This is a genomic window from Bacillus sp. AK25 (assembly GCF_048270685.1).
Lineage (GTDB): Bacteria > Bacillota > Bacilli > Bacillales > Bacillaceae > Bacillus > Bacillus altitudinis.
This window is the reverse complement of record NZ_JBLUWC010000001.1, coordinates 2,590,452-2,608,834: the sequence shown is the minus strand read 5'-3', so window position 1 is coordinate 2,608,834 and position 18,383 is coordinate 2,590,452. Positions and strand designations below refer to the sequence as shown.

Genomic DNA, 18,383 nt, shown 5'->3' with positions numbered 1-18,383 from the left:
ACTTTATCGCTTAAAAGCGTTTGGGTAATAAAGAATTTTTTCGTGACAATTCCGAAATCTTTGTTTATAATAAACCCTATTATAAGAGATCAAAAATAAAAAGCGAGAGCGGGCAGAGGAAAGGATGACAAATATGAGCAACAATGAATTGGAACAATTGAGACAGCAAGCAGATGAACTAAATCTTCAAATCTTAAAACTGATCAATGAAAGAGGAAACATTGTAAAAGAAATTGGAAAGGCAAAAGAAGCGCAAGGTGTCAACCGTTATGACCCTGTCAGAGAGCGCACAATGCTTAATCAAATTCTTGAAGAAAATGATGGCCCCTTTGAAAATTCAACGATTCAACATATTTTCAAAGAAATTTTCAAAGCAGGTTTAGAGCTTCAAGAAGATGACCACAGCAAAGCACTTCTTGTTTCTCGTAAGAAAAAACCTGAAAATACAATTGTAAATATCAATGGAGAAGCGATCGGTGACGGAAAACAACGTTTCATCGTTGGACCATGTGCCGTTGAAAGCTACGAGCAAGTTGCAGAAGTAGCGGCAGCAGCGAAACAGCAGGGACTAAAACTTCTTCGTGGCGGCGCATTTAAGCCTCGCACAAGTCCATACGACTTCCAAGGACTTGGCGTAGACGGTCTAAAAATTCTAAAACGTGTAGCAGATGAATACGGTCTTGCAGTTATTAGTGAAATCGTGAATCCTGCTCATATTGAAGAAGCGATTGAGCATATCGATGTCATCCAAATTGGAGCACGTAACATGCAGAACTTCGAGCTTTTAAAAGAAGCTGGATCAGTGAACAAACCAGTTCTTTTAAAACGCGGTTTAGCAGCAACAATTTCAGAATTCATCAATGCAGCTGAATACATCATCGCACAAGGAAATGACCAAATCATCCTTTGCGAGCGAGGCATCCGCACTTACGAAACAGCCACAAGAAATACACTAGATATCTCGGCTGTGCCAATCTTGAAACAAGAGACACATTTACCAGTCTTTGTTGACGTGACACACTCAACAGGACGCAGAGATCTACTTCTTCCAACAGCTAAAGCAGCTCTTGCGATTGGAGCAGACGGTGTGATGGCAGAAGTGCATCCAGATCCATCTGTTGCCCTATCTGATTCAGCGCAGCAAATGGACATTCCACAATTCGAAAAATGGTTAGATGCGTTAAGACCACTTGTCAACATTCACGCATAATCATAATTAGAAAAGCCGCCGGATGACAGCCCGGCGGTTTTTTCATGAAAAAATACGATCAAGATTGGCAATGAAAGGAAGAGAGCACATTGCAAGCTAAAAATATGCTTGTTCACAATGTTTTCATTTTTAAAATGCGATAGAATCTGCTAAGATCATTGTCATAGCTGACGTTCACGACGATTTTTGGTGAAATATGATTCAATTTACAGGTAACAAGCTCATTAAAGTTTGTTTAATTTAGTTATAAAAAGAAAGGGAACGTTTTCATATGAAGAAAAAACGTGTATAATTTCATAAAAGAATGTCATTTTGATGTAGATTGAAAAATTATGTGTCTCTTTTCATCGTTTTAATGACAAATAGGATATTATTTTCCTCGTATCTGACATGTCTCTATCCAATTGGTGAATGCTATAGATATGAAGTGTATTTGAAGGAGTGATTTATGTGAATAATGTTACAATATATGATGTAGCAAGAGAAGCAAACGTAAGTATGGCAACGGTATCACGCGTTGTTAATGGTAATCCAAACGTAAAACCAACAACAAGAAAAAAGGTGCTTGAAGCAATTGATCGTCTCGGCTACCGTCCGAACGCAGTCGCACGAGGCCTTGCAAGTAAAAAGACCACAACAGTTGGGGTCATCATCCCTGATATTTCAAGTATCTTCTATTCAGAGCTTGCACGAGGAATTGAAGATATTGCAACGATGTACAAGTACAACATTATTTTGAGCAACTCAGACCAAAATACTGATAAAGAACTTCATTTGTTAAACACAATGCTTGGCAAACAAGTAGATGGAATCGTTTTTATGGGCGGAAACATTACAGATGTGCATGTGGAAGAATTTAAGCGCTCTCCTGTACCAATTGTACTTGCTGCATCTGTCGAAGAGCAGGCACAAACACCATCAGTCAACATTAACTATGAACAAGCCATTTATGATTCAGTTCAGCTATTAGTTGAAAAAGGACATAAACGAATTGCGTTTGTATCTGGACCAATGTCAGAACCAATTAACTCTATGAGAAAGCTTGCTGGTTATAAGCGTGCGCTTGAAGAAGCTGGTATCGCGTTTGACGAAGCGCTTGTTGCTGAAGGAGACTACTCATATGACTCTGGTATTGAAGCGCTCGCTAATCTGCTTGAGCAATCTGACAAGCCGACGGCTGTGATTGCAGCGACTGACGAAATGGCGCTAGGTGTCATTCATGGAGCGCAGGACAGAGGCGTATCAATTCCTGAAGATTTAGAAGTGATTGGCTTTGATAACACAAGACTATCCCTCATGGTGCGCCCTCAATTGACAACAGTTGTTCAGCCGACTTACGATATTGGCGCTGTTGCGATGAGACTTTTGACAAAGCTCATGAACAAAGAACAAGTAGAAGATCAAATTGTTGAATTACCACATAGAATTGAAGAAAGACAATCGACGAAATAAAAAAGAAAGCAGGCTCACTTGATCAGTGGACGCCTGCTTTTTTTTATGCCTTTTTCTTTTCTCGTCTAACAGGCATGAGAGCTTTTTCTACCGTTTGCGCATTTTTTTCTGTAATTTCTGCTCTTCTTGGAATCGGTGGATATAAATCGTCAGGATCTAGCCATGTGGATGGAAGCGGAACAGGCGATTGTTTTTCCCATGCCCGAATCCATTCCTGAGGAAGCGCATCTGGTGGTGTAATGCCTTTCATCTCAAGCCAAATGCGGCTCCATGCTCTTGGAACGACACGCCAAATATCATAGCCGCCTCCGCCCACAGCGATCCATTTTCCATCACAATATTGATGCGCCAGCTCATGGGCAATTCTAGGAATTTCCTCATATATTTTCATGGTAGCAGATAAATGCGTCAAAGGGTCATAATAGTGGGCATCTGCTCCATTTTGCGTCAAAATGACATCTGGTTTAAAAAAAGCAGCAATCTCTGTCACTGCTGTTCGATAGGCTTCTAAAAATGATTCGTCTTCTGTAAATGCGTCAAGCGGGATATTATATGCATAGCCATAGCCTTTATCATGACCCCTTTCCTGTACTTGTCCAGTTCCAGGGAACAAATAGCGCCCTGTTTCATGAATGGAAACAGTACATACCTCTGGATCATCATAGAAGCTAAACTGGACACCATCGCCATGATGAGCATCTGTATCAATATATAAAATTCTAGCGCCATATGTCTTTTGAATATACTGAATGGCCACAGAGCTGTCATTATAAATACAAAAGCCAGAAGCACGTCCTTTAAATCCATGGTGAAGCCCGCCACCAAGATTGAGCGCATGCTGCGAATGTCCAAGCATCACTTGATCAACCGCTGTTAATGTTCCGCCAACAAGGAGAGAAGCAGCCTCATGCATCCCTGCAAACATCGGGGTGTCCTCAGTGCCAAGACCATAACGTTCCCCCTCTGCGGTGGACAGTTTTCCTTCACTTGCCCGCTGTACTGCTTGAATGTAGTCTGCTGTATGGACAAGCTTTAATTCCTCCAGCGTCGCCATACGAGGTGCGACAATCTCATCATCCGTTAACGCCTTCATTTTTTGAAGAAGATCATAAGTTAAGTAGACGCGAAGCTGATTGAAGGGATGATCTTGGTGAAACTGGTACGTTTGAAAAGATGGTGAAAAAACAAAGGTCGCTTCCTTCATTTGATCGTCTGCTCCATAGGCCATAGCACCTTATAGCCTTTTGCACGAATTAGCTTCGTCACATGATCAGCATGCATCGTTTGAAGGCGGAAGACGAGCACTTTAGAGGCTTCATTGGCATGTGGGTACACAAGTACACTCAGCATTTGGATATGCTGCTCTTTTAAAATGGCCGTAATGTCTGCAAGACCCTCTGTCACTTGCGCTACTTCAACCTCTAAATGTGATCCAGGCTGATCTGCACCTGTTAGTCTTACAAAAGTACGAAGTAAATCTGTTTTTGTGATGATCCCTACAAGCTTGCCGCGTCTCACAACGGGAAGACAGCCAATTCCGTGTTCAAAAAAGACACTTGAAATCTCTTCAACGAAATCAAGCGGATGAGCGGTAATCGCCTCTAGCACCATGATGTCTTCAACCGGCCGCTGAATAAAAAGCTGCCTTTTCTCTGTTTCAAAAATACTTGGACTGGCATTTTTAATATCCCGATCTGTCACCATCCCAATGACAGATCCCTGCTCAGATACGATGGGAATATGCCGAATATGATGTGCACTCATTTTTTGAATGGCCTCTTCAATCGTATCGGTTTTTCGCAGCGTGATCACATCACGCTCCATAATTTGTTCAATCATCATGTTTACCAATCCCCTTTGCCAAAAAAACGAATTGAACGTTAATACATAAAGCGCTGATGGAAGCGAAGACGATCGAAACGCTCGATCGAATCAGGACTCACATTTTTTCCGATCCGTGCCATTAAACAATTGGCTGGATGTGAGCTAATCTCTGGCTCGTCTGTTGCAAACCAGACAAGACCGCCTGCGTTCATCATTTTCTCCATCATTTTGCGGTACTCCCACACGTTTTTCTTTGTCCCCTTTAAATCCCAATGCCAGTAATATTCGGTTGTAATGATAATGTAATTCTCCATTTGCTCATCCATCATGCTCACATCCAGTAAATGCTTGCCAAGTGAACAGCCTCTGAATGGAGGAGCGACTTCAATGGCACCGAGCTCAATTAAATTGTCCATGTTGCCTTCTGACCAGCGTTCAAGCGGATCAGGGTACAAATACGTGACATAGCCTACGACAAGCTCATCCACCCTAGCAATGATAATACGTCCTTCAGGAAGATCTGCTATTTCAACAAGTGCTTGTTTCTGTTCCTCAGGCGTGCGAAATGCCGTTAGTCCTTCATGAAACGTATAGTTCGCCAGCTCTGATGCAGGTACCGGTCCTTCAATCAGGATGGAACCTGTTTCTCGCTCAATGGTTTTTGAATAATAAGTTTTAGGATGCTCCACGTATCCACCGCCTCAAATTCTAGTGAGTCGTCTCTATTTTATCTTAAATCTGACAATAATTAAAACGGTTTCATCAGAAGTTTTTTAAAAATTGAGAAAAAAAGTCATCTATACTATAATGGTCATTGTAAACGTATGCAAAGGGGGACTGTTTGATGAAAGTGGAAACGCTACCATCAGTAAAAGGGGACTATCATTTAAATGATTATGAGCAAGCATACAAGGAATTTTCATGGGAGGAAGCGAGAAAAAATTTCTCTTGGTATGAAACAGGAAAAGTAAATGCAGCTTATGAAGCGATTGACAGACATGCGGACTCGTTTCGTAAAAACAAGGTGGCGCTTCACTACAAAGATTCACAGCGGGATGAAAGGTATACGTTCAGGGATATGAAAATCAAGACAAACAAAGCAGGAAATCTATTAAGAGAACAGGCACATGTGCAAAAAGGGGATCGCGTGTTTATCTTTATGCCAAGATCACCTGAGCTCTATTTTCTACTGCTTGGTGCTGTCAAAATTGGTGCGATCGTCGGTCCGTTATTTGAGGCATTTATGGAAGGTGCCGTCAAAGATCGTTTAGAAAATAGTGAGGCAAAAGTGATTGTGACAACGCCTGACCTGCTTGAGCGCATTCCATTTGCAGAGCTTCCAAAGCTTGAATCAGTCGTCATTGTCGGCGGAGAAAAGGAAGACATCGATGACGTGCGGACAATTCACTATAAAGAGGCATTTGAGGAGGCAGCAAAGGAACTTGACATTGAATGGATGGATGAAAAAGACGGTTTCCTGCTCCATTACACGTCAGGGTCAACTGGTACGCCAAAAGGTGTGCTGCACGTCCATGGCGCAATGGTGCAGCAAGATCAGACCGGTAAATGGGTGCTTGACCTGAAAGAAGAAGACGTCTACTGGTGCACAGCTGATCCAGGTTGGGTAACAGGGACAGTGTACGGTATTTTTTCACCGTGGTTAAATGGGGCGACGAATGTCATTTTAGGAGGCCGGTTTAATCCTGATACGTGGTATGAAACCATTGAATCACTTGGTGTGTCCGTTTGGTACAGTGCACCCACAGCCTTCAGAATGCTGATGGGGGCAGGCGACGACCTCATTCAAAAATATGACCTCAGCTCGCTTCGACATGTCTTAAGTGTAGGAGAGCCTCTCAATCCTGAAGTGATCCGCTGGGGAGACGCTGTATTTGGCAAACGAATTCACGACACTTGGTGGATGACGGAAACTGGTGCACAGCTGATTTGTAATTATCCATGCATGGATATCAAACCAGGGTCAATGGGGAAACCAATTCCAGGCGTTGAAGCTGCGATTGTAGATAATGCCGGAAATGAACTTCCGCCATACCGGATGGGGAACCTTGCCATCAAAAAAGGTTGGCCGTCTATGATGCATACGATCTGGAACAATCCTGAAAAATATGAATCTTACTTTATGCCGGGAGATTGGTATGTTTCAGGAGATTCAGCTTATATGGATGAAGACGGATACTTCTGGTTCCAGGGACGTGTCGACGATGTCATTATGACGTCAGGAGAGCGGGTCGGTCCATTTGAGGTAGAAAGTAAACTGGTGGAACATCCGGCCATTGCAGAGGCTGGTGTCATCGGAAAACCAGATCCTGTGCGCGGTGAAATTATTAAAGCATTTATAGCGCTTAGAAGCGGATATGAACCGACAGATGAGCTGAAAGAAGAGATTCGTACGTTTGTGAAAAAAGGACTCGCTGCACATGCAGCACCGAGAGAAATTGAGTTTAAAGACAAACTGCCAAAAACACGCAGCGGTAAAATTATGAGACGTGTGCTAAAAGCGTGGGAACTGAATTTACCTGCTGGCGATCTCTCGACAATGGAAGATTAATCACTTCCGTCAGTTGACTTGATATCAAAAGTATGTTAAAAATGACTTTAGTTGAATATGAAAAGGTTTTGACTGAGATTCAGTAGAATCATCTTTCCCTGTCCAAGAGAGCTGACGGCTGGTGCGAGTCAGTACAAAGAGATATTCGAATTACCCTCACGAACCGCTTTTACGAAAAGGAGCATATGCTATCTGATTAGTGAAAGAACGGATCTGTCCGTTATCAGTGTAAGTGAAAAGACGTGTTGTTTTGTCTTTTAAGCAGGGTGGTACCGCGATATATATCGTCCCTTCGTTCATTCGAAGGGGCGTTTTTTATGTTGAATTGTAAAAAAAGGAGATTTGGATATGAGTCAATTGATGGAAGATTTATCGTTCAGAGGATTAATTCAGCAGCAAACAGATGAAGAAGGTTTAACAAAATTATTAACAGAAGAAAAAATCAAGCTATACTCCGGCTTCGATCCAACAGCTGACAGCTTGCACATTGGTCATTTATTGCCGATTTTAACATTACGCAGGTTCCAAGAAGCAGGCCATCATCCGATTGCACTTGTTGGCGGCGCAACTGGACTGATTGGTGACCCAAGTTTCAAAAAAGCAGAACGTTCACTAAACCCAGCAGAAATCGTCGAACAGTGGTCAGAGAAAATCAAAGGCCAGCTCTCTCAATTCCTTGATTTTGAAGCAGGTGACAACCCAGCTGTCATCGTCAATAACTATGACTGGATCAGTCAAATGAATGTCATCACGTTCCTTCGTGATATTGGAAAGAACTTCGGTGTCAACTTCATGCTCGCAAAAGATATCGTCAGCTCCCGTATTGAAACAGGGATTTCGTACACAGAATTCAGCTACGTGATTCTGCAATCGTTAGACTTCTTGAACCTTTACAGAAATGAAAACTGTAAGCTGCAAATCGGCGGAAGTGACCAGTGGGGAAATATCACATCTGGACTTGAGTTGATCCGTAAGTCTGAAGCAGAAGGCGCAAAAGCATTCGGTCTCACAATGCCGCTTGTGACAAAAGCAGACGGCACGAAGTTTGGGAAAACAGAAGGTGGTGCCATCTGGTTAGATAAAGAAAAAACATCACCATATGAATTCTACCAATTCTGGATTAACACAGATGACCGTGATGTCGTGAAATACTTAAAATACTTTACGTTCCTATCAAAAGAAGAGATCGCATCGTACGAAGAAAAAGTGCAAACAGCCCCTGAAAAACGTGAAGCACAGCGCCGTTTGGCAGAAGAAGTCACAACACTTGTGCATGGCCGTGAATCACTAGAACAGGCTGTCAACATCTCAAATGCGCTATTTAAAGGCGAGATCAAATCTCTTACAGCAGAAGAAGTGAAAGTAGGCTTTAAAGATGTGCCATCAATGGAGAAAGACAGTGCAGAAGAATTAACACTTGTTGATGTTCTTGTCGAATCAAAACTGTCTCCATCAAAACGTCAAGCACGTGAAGATATCACAAACGGTGCCGTCTACATCAACGGAGAGAGACAAACCGACAAAGACTATGTCCTTTCAGCTGAAGACCGAATTGAAAACCAATTTACAGTCTTAAGAAGAGGGAAAAAGAAATACTTCCTTGTAACGTATAAATAAATCCTTATGAAACAGTAAGTACCATGAAAAGCACCTCAAATGTTCATATACATTGAGGTGTTTTTCTTTTTTATTCAGAAGTAGGAATTAAGCTTTTACAGAGCGGTTTTCTCTCATTTGTCTGTTTCTTATTCAAGAAGTGAATCTTCGTTTGTGTAAGCATGTTCTACCTTACAAATTCGGGTTGTATAGGATTCATACCAATCTTTTTTTCCTTTTTTTTGAACACGCTGATGTGCTGTATGTGCTTTCCATGATTTGATGGCTGCTAATGAATCCCAGTAAGAGACAGTGATTCCAACACCATGTTCATCTCGTACACTTTCTATTCCAAGAAACCCGTCTAGTTCTTTCGCTAATTGTTCCATTTTTTGAGCAGCCACGGCGTATTCTTTCTGCTCGACATTTGTTCGTTTTGATGTGAAAATCACGGCATAATAGGGTAGTGCAGGTGTTTGAGTAAACAGCATCTAGCAGAACCTCCTTTTGTCTATTGATATTATATATGAAAGAAAGAAGGTCTCGTAGTCTTTTTGTTTTAATTTAAAAAAGTCCAAGGTGCTTTATGATTATTTATATTTCTGTAAAATCATCTCATAAAACATTACCTTGTTCACTTTTCTGACATATTTTTCTTGTATAAAATAGAGTCGAATAAGATGAATAAGGGGGAATGAAAGTGATTCGATTTAAGAAAAAGAGTTTGCAAATTCTTGTTGCCCTTGCCTTAGTGCTAGGTTCAATGGCCTTCATCCAGCCGAAAGAAGTCAAAGCGGCTGCGCATAATCCGGTTGTGATGGTGCATGGTATGGGCGGTGCGTCTTATAACTTTGCTTCGATCAAACGATACTTAGTGACACAGGGCTGGGATCAAAACCAACTTTTTGCAATCGATTTCATAGACAAAACAGGCAATAACCTGAACAATGGCCCGAGGCTCTCTAGATTCGTCAAAGATGTACTAGCCAAAACGGGCGCCAAAAAAGTAGATATTGTGGCTCATAGTATGGGTGGTGCGAACACGTTATACTATATTAAAAACCTAGACGGTGGAGATAAAATTGAAAACGTCGTCACACTTGGTGGAGCGAATGGACTCGTATCACTCAGAGCATTACCAGGCACCGATCCAAATCAAAAAATTCTTTACACATCTGTCTATAGCTCAGCCGATCTCATTGTCGTCAACAGCCTCTCACGTTTAATTGGCGCGAGAAACGTCCTCATCCACGGCGTTGGACATATCGGTCTATTAACCTCAAGCCAAGTCAAAGGCTATGTGAAAGAAGGATTGAATGGCGGAGGACAGAATACGAATTAAAAAATGAAAAAGACAGCGATTTGTGCTGTCTTTTTTGATGTCATGGTTATATAGGATCTGCTAGGTGTTGCAGAAGGTTTTTAGGAGGATAAAAGATGACGCAAAAACTCAAATATGCTTTCTTAGGCTACTTTCTCTATTTCCCATGTTCATTTCTGATCATCTATATGATCTGGATGGCAATCGTCAAATCAGTACAATGGGCAGAAGTCATATCTAATTGTACATCCATCATTGGTATCTATTACTTAATAGCCAGTGTGTGGTTTGTCTTTTTACTGCAAAAACAGACAAAACATCGTACATAGCCAAATAAAAACATGTACAAATCAACCACCATTCCTTACACTACATATAATGAACGAGATTCTTTGGAGGTGGGGATTTGTGCAACATCATCAAAAGGCTTTGATTATGGTCGATGTACAGAAAGCATTCGAGCACGAAAAATGGGGAGAACGGAATAATCTAGATGCAGAGAAGAACATCAGTCGTCTATTGACGTTTTGGAGAGAAAAAGGCTGGACAGTCATTCATATTCAGCATACATCGGATCAGCCGCACTCCTTATTTCATCCAGCAAATGAAGGGCACTCCTTCAAAGAGATCGCCAAACCGCTAGATGAAGAAACGGTCATACAAAAGAAAGTCAACAGCAGCTTTATAGGCACAAACTTAGAGGAACAACTAAGATTAAACGAGATCGACACTGTTGTGATTGCTGGACTCACAACACCGCACTGCGTATCTACCACAACAAGAATGAGTGGAAACCTAGGCTTTGATACATACCTCATTTCGGATGCAACAGCCGCCTTTGGACTCGCAGATCAAACCGGTACATACTATGACGCAGAAACGATCCATCGCCTTTCACTTGCAACACTGCATGACGAATTTGCGACTGTCCTGACAACAGAGCAGCTGATCACAAATTGGGCAAGCAAAAGCTCCTAGAATCATCTCTAGGAGCTTTTTGCTTGTTCATCCAGCGGCTGTTTTCGTTGTTCAATACTTGAGTATATGAGATCAATTCCAATAAATAAGAAGCTGACAAAGAAAGATAAAATGAGTGTGCCGTGCTCCCAAATGGAGACATTGACTATGTTCATATTAAGTACAAACTTAATTGAGAAATGCACAACGACCCATGAGAGTAAAAATTCAAAGATAAACGTGAACCATTGAGGAAATCTTAGCAAAGAGGAAATTCCTTTACCAATGAATACTAAAAAGATCGACCAAAAAAGAACAATCCCACTGACGAATAGACAGAAGGTCAATAATGAAAGAAAGGATGCATAGGTAATATATTCTCCAAAAAGAAAATTCACTCCTAATGAAACAACATAAAGTACAGAACTTGGAATGATGATGACAAAACTAATCGAAAAAAAGATGAGTAAAATGAGGAGAATTTCAGCGATAGCTCCAGGCGCTTCATCGACAACTTTTGTCTTTCTCAAAATCGCATAGATAATAATTGAAATGAGCATAAGTGCTAACATAAATGAAATAATCGACAAATTGCTTTCCTCCTAACGTTCCTTACATTATTGTTTTAAGTTGTGAGTTATCCAGTAAATGTAATTGTAAGAGGAAAACGAAAAAGAGTAAAGAGTTATCTGTGTTCTAATTTTCTTGTGTGTAATTTTGTAGCTAGAGAGTATCGTACAAAAGACCAAACAAAAAACCCTAGAAATCCTTGAATAATCAAGGTCTCTAGGGTTTGTTTGATCACTCTCTGAGAGAGCAATGAAATTAACGAGAGTAGAACTCAACGATTAGTTGTTCGCTGATTTCAGGCGCTAATTCAGAACGCTCTGGAAGACGAGTGAAAGTTCCTTCAAGCTTTTCAGCATCGAAAGTAAGGTATTCAGGTACGAAGTTGTTCACTTCAACTGATTCTTTCACAACTGCAAGGTTTTGAGATTTCTCACGAAGAGCAATCGTTTGACCTGGTTTCACAGAGAAAGATGGGATGTCTACACGGCTTCCATCAACAAGGATGTGACCATGGTTTACTAGCTGACGAGCTTGGCGGCGTGTACGAGCAAGGCCAAGACGGTATACTAGGTTGTCAAGGCGAGTTTCAAGAAGGATCATGAAGTTTTCACCTTGTTTACCAGGAAGTTTAGCAGCTCTGTCAAATAGTGTACGGAATTGACGTTCGTTGACACCGTACATGTGACGAAGCTTTTGCTTCTCTTGTAATTGTAAACCGTATTCAGATAGTTTTTTGCGTTGTCCTGGACCATGTGGGCCTGGAGCGTAAGGGCGTTTTTCAAGTTCCTTACCTGTTCCGCTTAATGAAATGCCTAAACGGCGGGAAATCTTCCAACTTGGACCTGTATAGCGAGCCATAATGTGACTCCTCCTTATTGTTTTTATTTGTGAAAAATAAAAACCGTCTGTTCTTTGTCTTTTCCGTCATTATGTTTTCATGCATCCTCGCTCCAGCAGCAGGGAGTTACAAGATGCACCTCCATATAGAAGGAACAAAATGATACAAAAAAGCCGAACAAAAAGGCTGCCATATTTCACACAAACTCTATTATATGACGCCAGATAGGAGAAGTCAACCTATTTAAAGAGGAGAATGTCAAACGTGGTCGGCATTCATCCGGGAAGAAAGCAAAACAAAAAAGCAGACACATTGTCTGCTTTTCAAGCATCATGACGCATCAGTAGAGGCTGATAACGCATTTTGGAGAACTTCTGTAAATTGAACTAAGTACGTTTCATCCACTTCATTGAAACGATCTTTCACTGGACTGTCAATATCGAGTACCCCAATGATTTGTCCATTTACTTTAAGTGGGATCACAATTTCAGATTGCGATGCTGCATCACATGCAATATGACCAGGGAATGCATGGACATCAGCGATACGCTGTACATCACCTGTAGCAAATGCTGTACCGCAAACCCCTTTTCCAGAAGGAATACGTACACATGCGGGCAGTCCGTTGAATGGACCAAGCACAAGCTCTCCGCCTTTTGCTAAATAAAATCCTGCCCAATTGACTTCAGGAAGCGAGTGATAAAGCAGCGCCGCAGCATTGGCTAGGTTGGCAATGAGATCAGGTTCACCATCCGTAATCGCTTCTACTTGCTTGATGAGTAATTGATAGTCTTTCGATGGATCGCCAGACTGTTTTTCGACATGAAACATGAAAATCTCCTACTTTCTATCTCAAAAATACATAACTTGCGCTTCGCATGTGGGATTTGTCGAGCAATGATTAAAGGAACTTCCGCCTTCACCTTGAAGTATGTACACATGAAGAGGGGTGAGCGGATGAAAACATCAACAACCGTGCAAACAAAAGACCGTATTATTGAAGCTGCCATCAGACTTTTTAACCAAAAAGGATTTTCTGGAACCTCTGTACGTGAGATTGCGAAGGAAGCAAACGTCAACGTTGCCCATATATCTTATTACTTTCAAGGAAAAGGAGGGCTGCTCGAGCAGCTCGTATCCGATTTTTATGAAGGCTATATTCAGATGATTGAATCGCACATCCAGCACATGGAAATCCGTCATGCAAAAGAATGTTTACTTCATGTGGTTTTTGATATTTTATCTTATCAGCATGAAAATCGTCAATTAACCCGTTTCGTTTATCGAGAGGTGACCATTGATTCAACGCTGATTAGGGAAATCATGTCCACCTATTTAACAAAGGAAAAATACTTGTTTCAGCTCATCATTGAAAAAGGAAAAAGCACCCATGTGATTTGTGAGCAGCTGTCACTCTCATCATTTATGATCCAGCTAAAATCACTTCTGATGATGCCATATCTGCAGCCGCAATATTTAACAGAGGTGCTTTATATCAACCCAAGCGAGCCTTACTTTTATCAAACGTATTATAAGGAACTGAGCCGGTCGCTTCATCATCTGTTAGAACCAAACGAACCCGCACTTGATCCTCACCTGAAACTCATGATGTCTTCAAATTGATCATACGCATACCCGAGATCTTCCGCTTGATGGGCATCAGACCCGAATATGAGCGGAATTTTTTTCTGTTTTGCAAGATCAATCATCCATTGATCTAAATAGATACTTCTGGCATATGTTTTACGAAGACCTGATGTATTAAAATCTAAGGACATGCCTTTTTTTGCCGTTTCTTCAAGACAAAGGGTGACCCTTTGACATAGTTCTGGCGACATTTCGTATGGGAAAAGTTGTTTGAACTTCTGGACAAGGGTGATATGACCGATTCTCTTTGGCTTATATGGACCTAAAGATGATAGAATAGAAGAATGAATTTGGTCATAGTAGCTTTGATAGACGTGTTCTGTGCTGCCATAGATACTGATCAGCTGCTTGAAGGCGTGCTCATCAAAATCAAGACAAATATAATCATTGCCAGCAGGAAGAAAGTGAACAGATAAAATGCTATCGTCTAGTTCAGGGCCGTAGCAGTCTAAAAAGGCACTTGTTTCCTCTTCATACTCTTTGATATAGTCGACCTCAAGCCCAGTTTTTACTATTAACTGTCCTTTATATTCCTGTTTCAGCTGATCCAGCTTCGTCAAATAGGCTTCAAGGTCTTGAAGCTTCATGGCGCTATCCTGCTCAGGCGTTGGATCTCGAAACGAAGGAGGCAGCGGGGCATGCTCGGTAAAGGTGATGGAATCAAATCCCTTTTTCATTGCTTTTTCAATATAAGAATGAAAAGGATCAAGCGTACCGTGCGGGCAAAATGGCGTATGTAAATGTGCATCTTGTTTCAACATGTCGTCACCTCTTGTCGATATTTTGAAAAACGTCATGTTTATCAGCGAAAATAATGAAAAATCATGACCAAAAATGCTGGTTACATGGTATCATAATAACAATGAAAACGACAGCTTCCGCATACATAAAAACAGGTCACATCAATACATGTGATCAAACGATAGAAAGCCTGAATGACTTTCTTGAAAAAACATACATAAAACCGTGAATGGAGCGTATTGGCAAAAATACAATCCTGCTTATAAAAAACAAATGCAAAGCGGACACGAAAGGGTTCTCAGGTCTACTCGGGACACTACCCTGACATCACTTAGATCACAACAAGGGGGCTCATTATGGAGTTTATCATCGGTTTAATTGTCATTTTGCTTGCTTTGTTTTCAGTCGGTTATTTCCTCAGAAAAAATATATATAAAGAGATTGACCGATTGGAAGCATGGAAAATTGAAATTTTAAACAGATCAATTGTAGAAGAAATTTCAAAAATCAAACATTTAAAAATGACCGGAGAAACAGAGCAGTTTTTTGAAAGATGGCGTGCAGAGTGGGACGATATCGTCACAGCCCATCTTCCAAAGGTAGAGGAGCTATTATATGATGCAGAGGAGTATTCTGATAAATATCGATTCTCCAAAGCGAAGCAAGTTCTTGCACATATAGGAGATCTGCTCACCGCTGCTGATTCAAACATCGAAGACATTTTAAAAGAGATTGCAGACCTTGTCACAAGTGAAGAGCAAAACCGAAAAGACATCGAGAAGGTCAAAGAGCAATATCAAACGGTACGAAAAAATCTACTTGCTTACAGCCATTTATATGGCACCCTTTATGACAAAATGGAGCAGGACTTGGACGAGGCCTGGGAAGGGATCAAGCAGTATGAAGAAGAGACAGAAAACGGAAACTACATGACAGCAAGGAAAATTTTGCTTGAGCAAGACCGCAGACTCGATCAGCTGCAATTATATATCAATGATGTACCGAAGCTCATCGCAGACTGCAAACAAACTGTGCCAGGTCAGCTGACGAAGCTGAAAGACGGTTATAAAGAAATGACAGACAAAGGCTACAAACTAGAGCACATCCAGATCACAAAAGAGCTGGATAACTTGAATAAACAGCTGACCCGGGCGGAGAAGCTGCTGATTGATGAACTCAACTTAGATGAAGCATCAAGCATTCTGCAAATGATTGATGATGCGATTCAGACGCTGTATGATCAGCTAGAAGCAGAAGTAGAAGCAGGTCAGGAAATCAAGAGCAAAATGCCTGAGCTGACCGAAGCATTTGAAAAACTTGAACAAGACCACACGCAGACAAAGGCAGAAACGGCTCTTGTGAAAGAAAGCTACAAGCTGACAGCAGGAGAGCTGGATCAGCAGAAAGCTTTCGAAAAACGATTAGAAGAAATTGAAAAGCTCATGAAGCAAATACGAGAGAAGCTTGATCGTGACCATGTCGCATACACATTATTAATGGATGAAATCAATCAGCTTGAGACCTTTATTGAGGATGCCAAAACACTTCATGAAGCGTTTAAAGATCACCTTCAATCTTTACGAAAAGAAGAATTACAGGCAAGAGAAACATTGGCTGAACTTAAAACCATGCTGACAGATACAGTGCGCCAGCTGCACAAAAGCAACATTCCAGGTGTACCTGCTGACATCAAAGACCGTGCTGAAAAAGCGCAGGAGATGATTCAGCAAGTGCAGGAGCAGCTAGAGAATTTGCCGCTGAATATGCCGGCAGTGAACCAGCAATTAAAAGAAGCCTCTGAAACAGTCAGACATGTGGTTGATGAAACACATGACATGCTTCGTAAAGTGGATCAAATTGAACGGATTATACAATACGGCAACCGGTTTAGAAGTCAAAACCACATTCTTTCAGAGCAATTAAAAGAGGCAGAACGAAGATTTTATGCCTATGATTATAACGATTCATTTGAAGTGGCAGCAGCTGCTGTCGAAAAAGCATCACCTGGAGCCGTCCAGAAGCTTTTAACTCAGCAAGAAAAAGAATATCAGCATCAATAAAAAAGCTGAAGTCCATTTTAGGACTTCAGCTTTTTCCATGTTATGAAACTTGTTTTTGGCGTTCTTCTGAAGCAGAAGAAGTGAAAAGAGAGATGACAAATCCAATCACGACTCCGAGTATGGCAGGTACAATCCAGCCAATGCCAAGGTCATATAGCGGCAAGATCGTTTGAAAGAGATCTTTCACAGGACCAATCGGCAGTTTCGCCGCTGCTAAGCCGTCAAACAAACTGACGCAGCCAGTTAAAATCAAAGTAAGGACATACACAGGTCTTCTTTGACCAAGCCATTTATCTGCCAGCGACAAAACAATGATGACAATCGCTAGCGGGTAGATGGCAGTTAACACTGGTACAGAGAAAGCGATAATATGAGCAAGTCCAAAATTTGAAATGATAAAACTGAATAATGTCACGAGTGTAACGACCATTTTATAAGAAAGTTTAGGTAATAAATTCGAGAAATACTCTCCACATGATGTAACAAGACCGATACTTGTCGTTAAACAAGCCACCGTAATTGCAGCGCCTAACACGATATTTCCTAAGCTGCCAAATAAGAATTGAGAAGACTGCGCCAAGATCTTACTGCCATCTCCAACAAACCCAATGGCGTGTGTACTTGAAGCGCCTAAATAAGCAAGTGATAGATAAACAAATGTTAATCCGCAAGCTGCAATTAGGCCAGCTTTGATACAAGCAGATGTGAGTGCTTTTTTACTTGTTACACCACGTCCTTTAATGGCGTTGATGACAACAACCCCAAAAACAATAGATGCAAGAGCGTCCATTGTTTTATAACCCTCTAGAAACCCTTTGAAAAATGATCCATTGCTATAGGACACATCAGGTGTGCCAATGACGCCCATCGGCGTTAGAATGGCTTTGACAATAATAATAAAAATAATCGTAAATTTAATCGGTGTTAACACTTTTCCTACACGATCCACAATTTTTGTTGGATTTAGCGCAAGATAATACGTAATACCAAAAAAGGCCAGTGTAAATAAAAAAAGTGAGAGCCAAGCTGGTACACCTGCTAAAAAGGGTAATGCACCAATTTCATATGAAACCGTTCCTGTACGAGGAATAGCGAAAAGTGGCCCGATAGATAAATATAAAATGACGGTAAACGCTGTTCCAAAAGCTGGGTGAGCTTTATCAGCTAACCCTTTTGCATCTCGACCTGTCAAAGCGATTGCAATAATCCCTAGAAGAGGTAAACCGACACCTGTTAATAAAAATCCGCCCATTGCTTTCCACACATTTTGCCCAGCATATTGCCCAAGCTCTGGTGGATAAATCATATTACCGGCGCCGAAGAATAGAGCAAACAGCATAAAACCTATGATAACCGTATCTTTCGTCGACAAAGTTGCCTTCATTGCATTTAAAGCCTCCATTATTATGTTGAAATATTCTGTTAATTAGTTGCTAGGTAACCGTTCATCATTAACAATCACTAATTATAAAGGATGTACGCCTGATGTCAACATGTGTTTTCGTACAAAAGTCATGAATTTTTCTATTTTAGTATATGAAGAACAATAAAAAAACATCCCCTTCTTCTTTAGAAGGGGATGTTTTGATTTGCGATGA

At 41.1% G+C, this 18,383-nt stretch carries 18 protein-coding genes and 1 other annotated feature; of the genes, 9 read left to right on the top strand and 9 right to left on the bottom strand.

The annotated features are described in order from the left end of the window. The first annotated feature begins 133 nt into the window (after nt 1–133). Both ACNO7B_RS13495 and ccpA read left to right on the top strand, forming a co-directional pair. Entirely contained in the window at nt 134–1,210 is a 1,077-nt protein-coding gene (locus ACNO7B_RS13495; protein ID WP_017358315.1) for a bifunctional 3-deoxy-7-phosphoheptulonate synthase/chorismate mutase, read from the top strand. Nucleotides 1,211–1,660: 450 nt separating this feature from the next. Further along, on the top strand, nt 1,661–2,662 hold the full coding sequence (gene ccpA / locus ACNO7B_RS13490; protein WP_008343056.1) for a catabolite control protein A: 1,002 nt from the start codon (nt 1,661–1,663) through the stop codon (nt 2,660–2,662). A 43-nt stretch (nt 2,663–2,705) separates the two neighbouring features. Here the strand turns inward: ccpA and ACNO7B_RS13485 are convergent, their stop codons facing one another. From ACNO7B_RS13485 to ACNO7B_RS13475, 3 genes are read right to left on the bottom strand one after another with little or no spacing between them, the layout of a single operon-like run. After that, complete coding sequence (locus ACNO7B_RS13485; RefSeq protein WP_024718705.1) at nt 2,706–3,866, bottom strand: acetoin utilization protein AcuC; 1,161 nt, start codon at nt 3,864–3,866, stop codon at nt 2,706–2,708. Beyond that, nucleotides 3,863–4,504: a CBS and ACT domain-containing protein gene (locus ACNO7B_RS13480; RefSeq protein ID WP_182489252.1), complete on the bottom strand. Its 642-nt coding sequence runs from the start codon at nt 4,502–4,504 to the stop codon at nt 3,863–3,865. Before ACNO7B_RS13480 ends, ACNO7B_RS13485 begins: the two co-directional genes overlap by 4 nt. 38 nt (nt 4,505–4,542) lie before the next feature. After that, nucleotides 4,543–5,175 (bottom strand): GNAT family N-acetyltransferase, encoded by a 633-nt coding sequence (locus ACNO7B_RS13475; RefSeq protein WP_058337273.1) that lies wholly within the window; start codon nt 5,173–5,175, stop codon nt 4,543–4,545. Nucleotides 5,176–5,330: 155 nt separating this feature from the next. Between ACNO7B_RS13475 and acsA the strand changes: the two genes are divergently transcribed. Next, the gene (acsA, locus tag ACNO7B_RS13470) at nt 5,331–7,055 is read left to right on the top strand and encodes an acetate--CoA ligase (protein WP_417901615.1); all 1,725 of its coding nucleotides are present in this window, start codon (nt 5,331–5,333) and stop codon (nt 7,053–7,055) included. A 59-nt stretch (nt 7,056–7,114) separates the two neighbouring features. Next, nucleotides 7,115–7,350, top strand: a binding site (T-box leader). 53 nt (nt 7,351–7,403) lie between these two features. Next, nucleotides 7,404–8,672, top strand: coding sequence for a tyrosine--tRNA ligase (gene tyrS, locus ACNO7B_RS13465; protein WP_417901614.1), 1,269 nt, complete (start codon nt 7,404–7,406; stop codon nt 8,670–8,672). A gap of 128 nt (nt 8,673–8,800) precedes the next feature. Here tyrS and ACNO7B_RS13460 read toward each other — a convergent pair whose 3' ends face one another. Continuing rightward, a complete protein-coding gene (locus ACNO7B_RS13460; protein ID WP_417901613.1) occupies nt 8,801–9,142 on the bottom strand; it encodes an antibiotic biosynthesis monooxygenase family protein in 342 nt (113 codons plus the stop codon). Between the two features lie 272 nt (nt 9,143–9,414). On the opposite strand from ACNO7B_RS13460, the gene ACNO7B_RS13455 reads away from it, so the two are divergent. The 3 genes from ACNO7B_RS13455 (at nt 9,415) to ACNO7B_RS13445 (ending at nt 10,950) form a co-directional block, all read left to right on the top strand. Then, complete coding sequence (locus tag ACNO7B_RS13455; protein ID WP_375830204.1) at nt 9,415–9,993, top strand: esterase/lipase family protein; 579 nt, start codon at nt 9,415–9,417, stop codon at nt 9,991–9,993. A gap of 95 nt (nt 9,994–10,088) precedes the next feature. Continuing rightward, nucleotides 10,089–10,301, top strand: a complete 213-nt coding sequence (locus tag ACNO7B_RS13450) for a hypothetical protein (RefSeq protein WP_039170275.1) — start codon at nt 10,089–10,091, stop codon at nt 10,299–10,301. A 49-nt stretch (nt 10,302–10,350) separates the two neighbouring features. Further along, entirely contained in the window at nt 10,351–10,950 is a 600-nt protein-coding gene (locus ACNO7B_RS13445) for a cysteine hydrolase family protein (RefSeq protein WP_410685005.1), read from the top strand. A gap of 8 nt (nt 10,951–10,958) precedes the next feature. On the opposite strand, the gene ACNO7B_RS13440 is transcribed toward ACNO7B_RS13445, so the two are convergent. The 3 genes from ACNO7B_RS13440 to ACNO7B_RS13430 form a co-directional block, all read right to left on the bottom strand. Continuing rightward, a complete protein-coding gene (locus ACNO7B_RS13440; RefSeq protein ID WP_417901612.1) occupies nt 10,959–11,519 on the bottom strand; it encodes a hypothetical protein in 561 nt (186 codons plus the stop codon). Nucleotides 11,520–11,754: 235 nt separating this feature from the next. Beyond that, nucleotides 11,755–12,357 carry a 30S ribosomal protein S4 gene (rpsD, locus tag ACNO7B_RS13435; protein WP_007501777.1) on the bottom strand — a complete coding sequence of 201 codons (603 nt, stop codon included), beginning with the start codon at nt 12,355–12,357 and terminating at the stop codon, nt 11,755–11,757. Between the two features lie 310 nt (nt 12,358–12,667). Next, nucleotides 12,668–13,168, bottom strand: coding sequence for a GAF domain-containing protein (locus ACNO7B_RS13430; RefSeq protein ID WP_041092574.1), 501 nt, complete (start codon nt 13,166–13,168; stop codon nt 12,668–12,670). A gap of 126 nt (nt 13,169–13,294) precedes the next feature. Between ACNO7B_RS13430 and refZ the strand changes: the two genes are divergently transcribed. Then, entirely contained in the window at nt 13,295–13,960 is a 666-nt protein-coding gene (gene refZ, locus ACNO7B_RS13425; protein WP_417901611.1) for a forespore capture DNA-binding protein RefZ, read from the top strand. On the opposite strand, the gene hisJ is transcribed toward refZ, so the two are convergent. Further along, nucleotides 13,930–14,745 carry a histidinol-phosphatase HisJ gene (hisJ, locus tag ACNO7B_RS13420; protein ID WP_050827565.1) on the bottom strand — a complete coding sequence of 272 codons (816 nt, stop codon included), beginning with the start codon at nt 14,743–14,745 and terminating at the stop codon, nt 13,930–13,932. The genes refZ and hisJ overlap by 31 nt on opposite strands. A gap of 336 nt (nt 14,746–15,081) precedes the next feature. Between hisJ and ezrA the strand changes: the two genes are divergently transcribed. After that, on the top strand, nt 15,082–16,785 hold the full coding sequence (ezrA, locus tag ACNO7B_RS13415; protein ID WP_048001835.1) for a septation ring formation regulator EzrA: 1,704 nt from the start codon (nt 15,082–15,084) through the stop codon (nt 16,783–16,785). A 40-nt stretch (nt 16,786–16,825) separates the two neighbouring features. On the opposite strand, the gene brnQ is transcribed toward ezrA, so the two are convergent. After that, nucleotides 16,826–18,169: a branched-chain amino acid transport system II carrier protein gene (gene brnQ, locus ACNO7B_RS13410; protein WP_417901610.1), complete on the bottom strand. Its 1,344-nt coding sequence runs from the start codon at nt 18,167–18,169 to the stop codon at nt 16,826–16,828. Nucleotides 18,170–18,383: the final 214 nt, after the last annotated feature.

Excerpts from the sequence above, each read along its gene's own strand:
- ACNO7B_RS13495 (WP_017358315.1), top strand. The coding sequence starts at position 134 with ATGAGCAACAATGAATTGGAACAATTGAGACAGCAAGCAGATGAACTA.
- ACNO7B_RS13485 (WP_024718705.1), bottom strand. The coding sequence starts at position 3,866 with ATGAAGGAAGCGACCTTTGTTTTTTCACCATCTTTTCAAACGTACCAG.
- ACNO7B_RS13480 (WP_182489252.1), bottom strand. The coding sequence starts at position 4,504 with ATGATGATTGAACAAATTATGGAGCGTGATGTGATCACGCTGCGAAAA.
- acsA (WP_417901615.1), top strand. The coding sequence starts at position 5,331 with ATGAAAGTGGAAACGCTACCATCAGTAAAAGGGGACTATCATTTAAAT.
- tyrS (WP_417901614.1), top strand. The coding sequence starts at position 7,404 with ATGAGTCAATTGATGGAAGATTTATCGTTCAGAGGATTAATTCAGCAG.
- ACNO7B_RS13460 (WP_417901613.1), bottom strand. The coding sequence starts at position 9,142 with ATGCTGTTTACTCAAACACCTGCACTACCCTATTATGCCGTGATTTTC.
- ACNO7B_RS13455 (WP_375830204.1), top strand. The coding sequence starts at position 9,415 with ATGGCCTTCATCCAGCCGAAAGAAGTCAAAGCGGCTGCGCATAATCCG.
- ACNO7B_RS13450 (WP_039170275.1), top strand. The coding sequence starts at position 10,089 with ATGACGCAAAAACTCAAATATGCTTTCTTAGGCTACTTTCTCTATTTC.
- ACNO7B_RS13445 (WP_410685005.1), top strand. The coding sequence starts at position 10,351 with ATGAACGAGATTCTTTGGAGGTGGGGATTTGTGCAACATCATCAAAAG.
- rpsD (WP_007501777.1), bottom strand. The coding sequence starts at position 12,357 with ATGGCTCGCTATACAGGTCCAAGTTGGAAGATTTCCCGCCGTTTAGGC.
- ACNO7B_RS13430 (WP_041092574.1), bottom strand. The coding sequence starts at position 13,168 with ATGTTTCATGTCGAAAAACAGTCTGGCGATCCATCGAAAGACTATCAA.
- refZ (WP_417901611.1), top strand. The coding sequence starts at position 13,295 with ATGAAAACATCAACAACCGTGCAAACAAAAGACCGTATTATTGAAGCT.
- hisJ (WP_050827565.1), bottom strand. The coding sequence starts at position 14,745 with ATGTTGAAACAAGATGCACATTTACATACGCCATTTTGCCCGCACGGT.
- ezrA (WP_048001835.1), top strand. The coding sequence starts at position 15,082 with ATGGAGTTTATCATCGGTTTAATTGTCATTTTGCTTGCTTTGTTTTCA.
- brnQ (WP_417901610.1), bottom strand. The coding sequence starts at position 18,169 with ATGAAGGCAACTTTGTCGACGAAAGATACGGTTATCATAGGTTTTATG.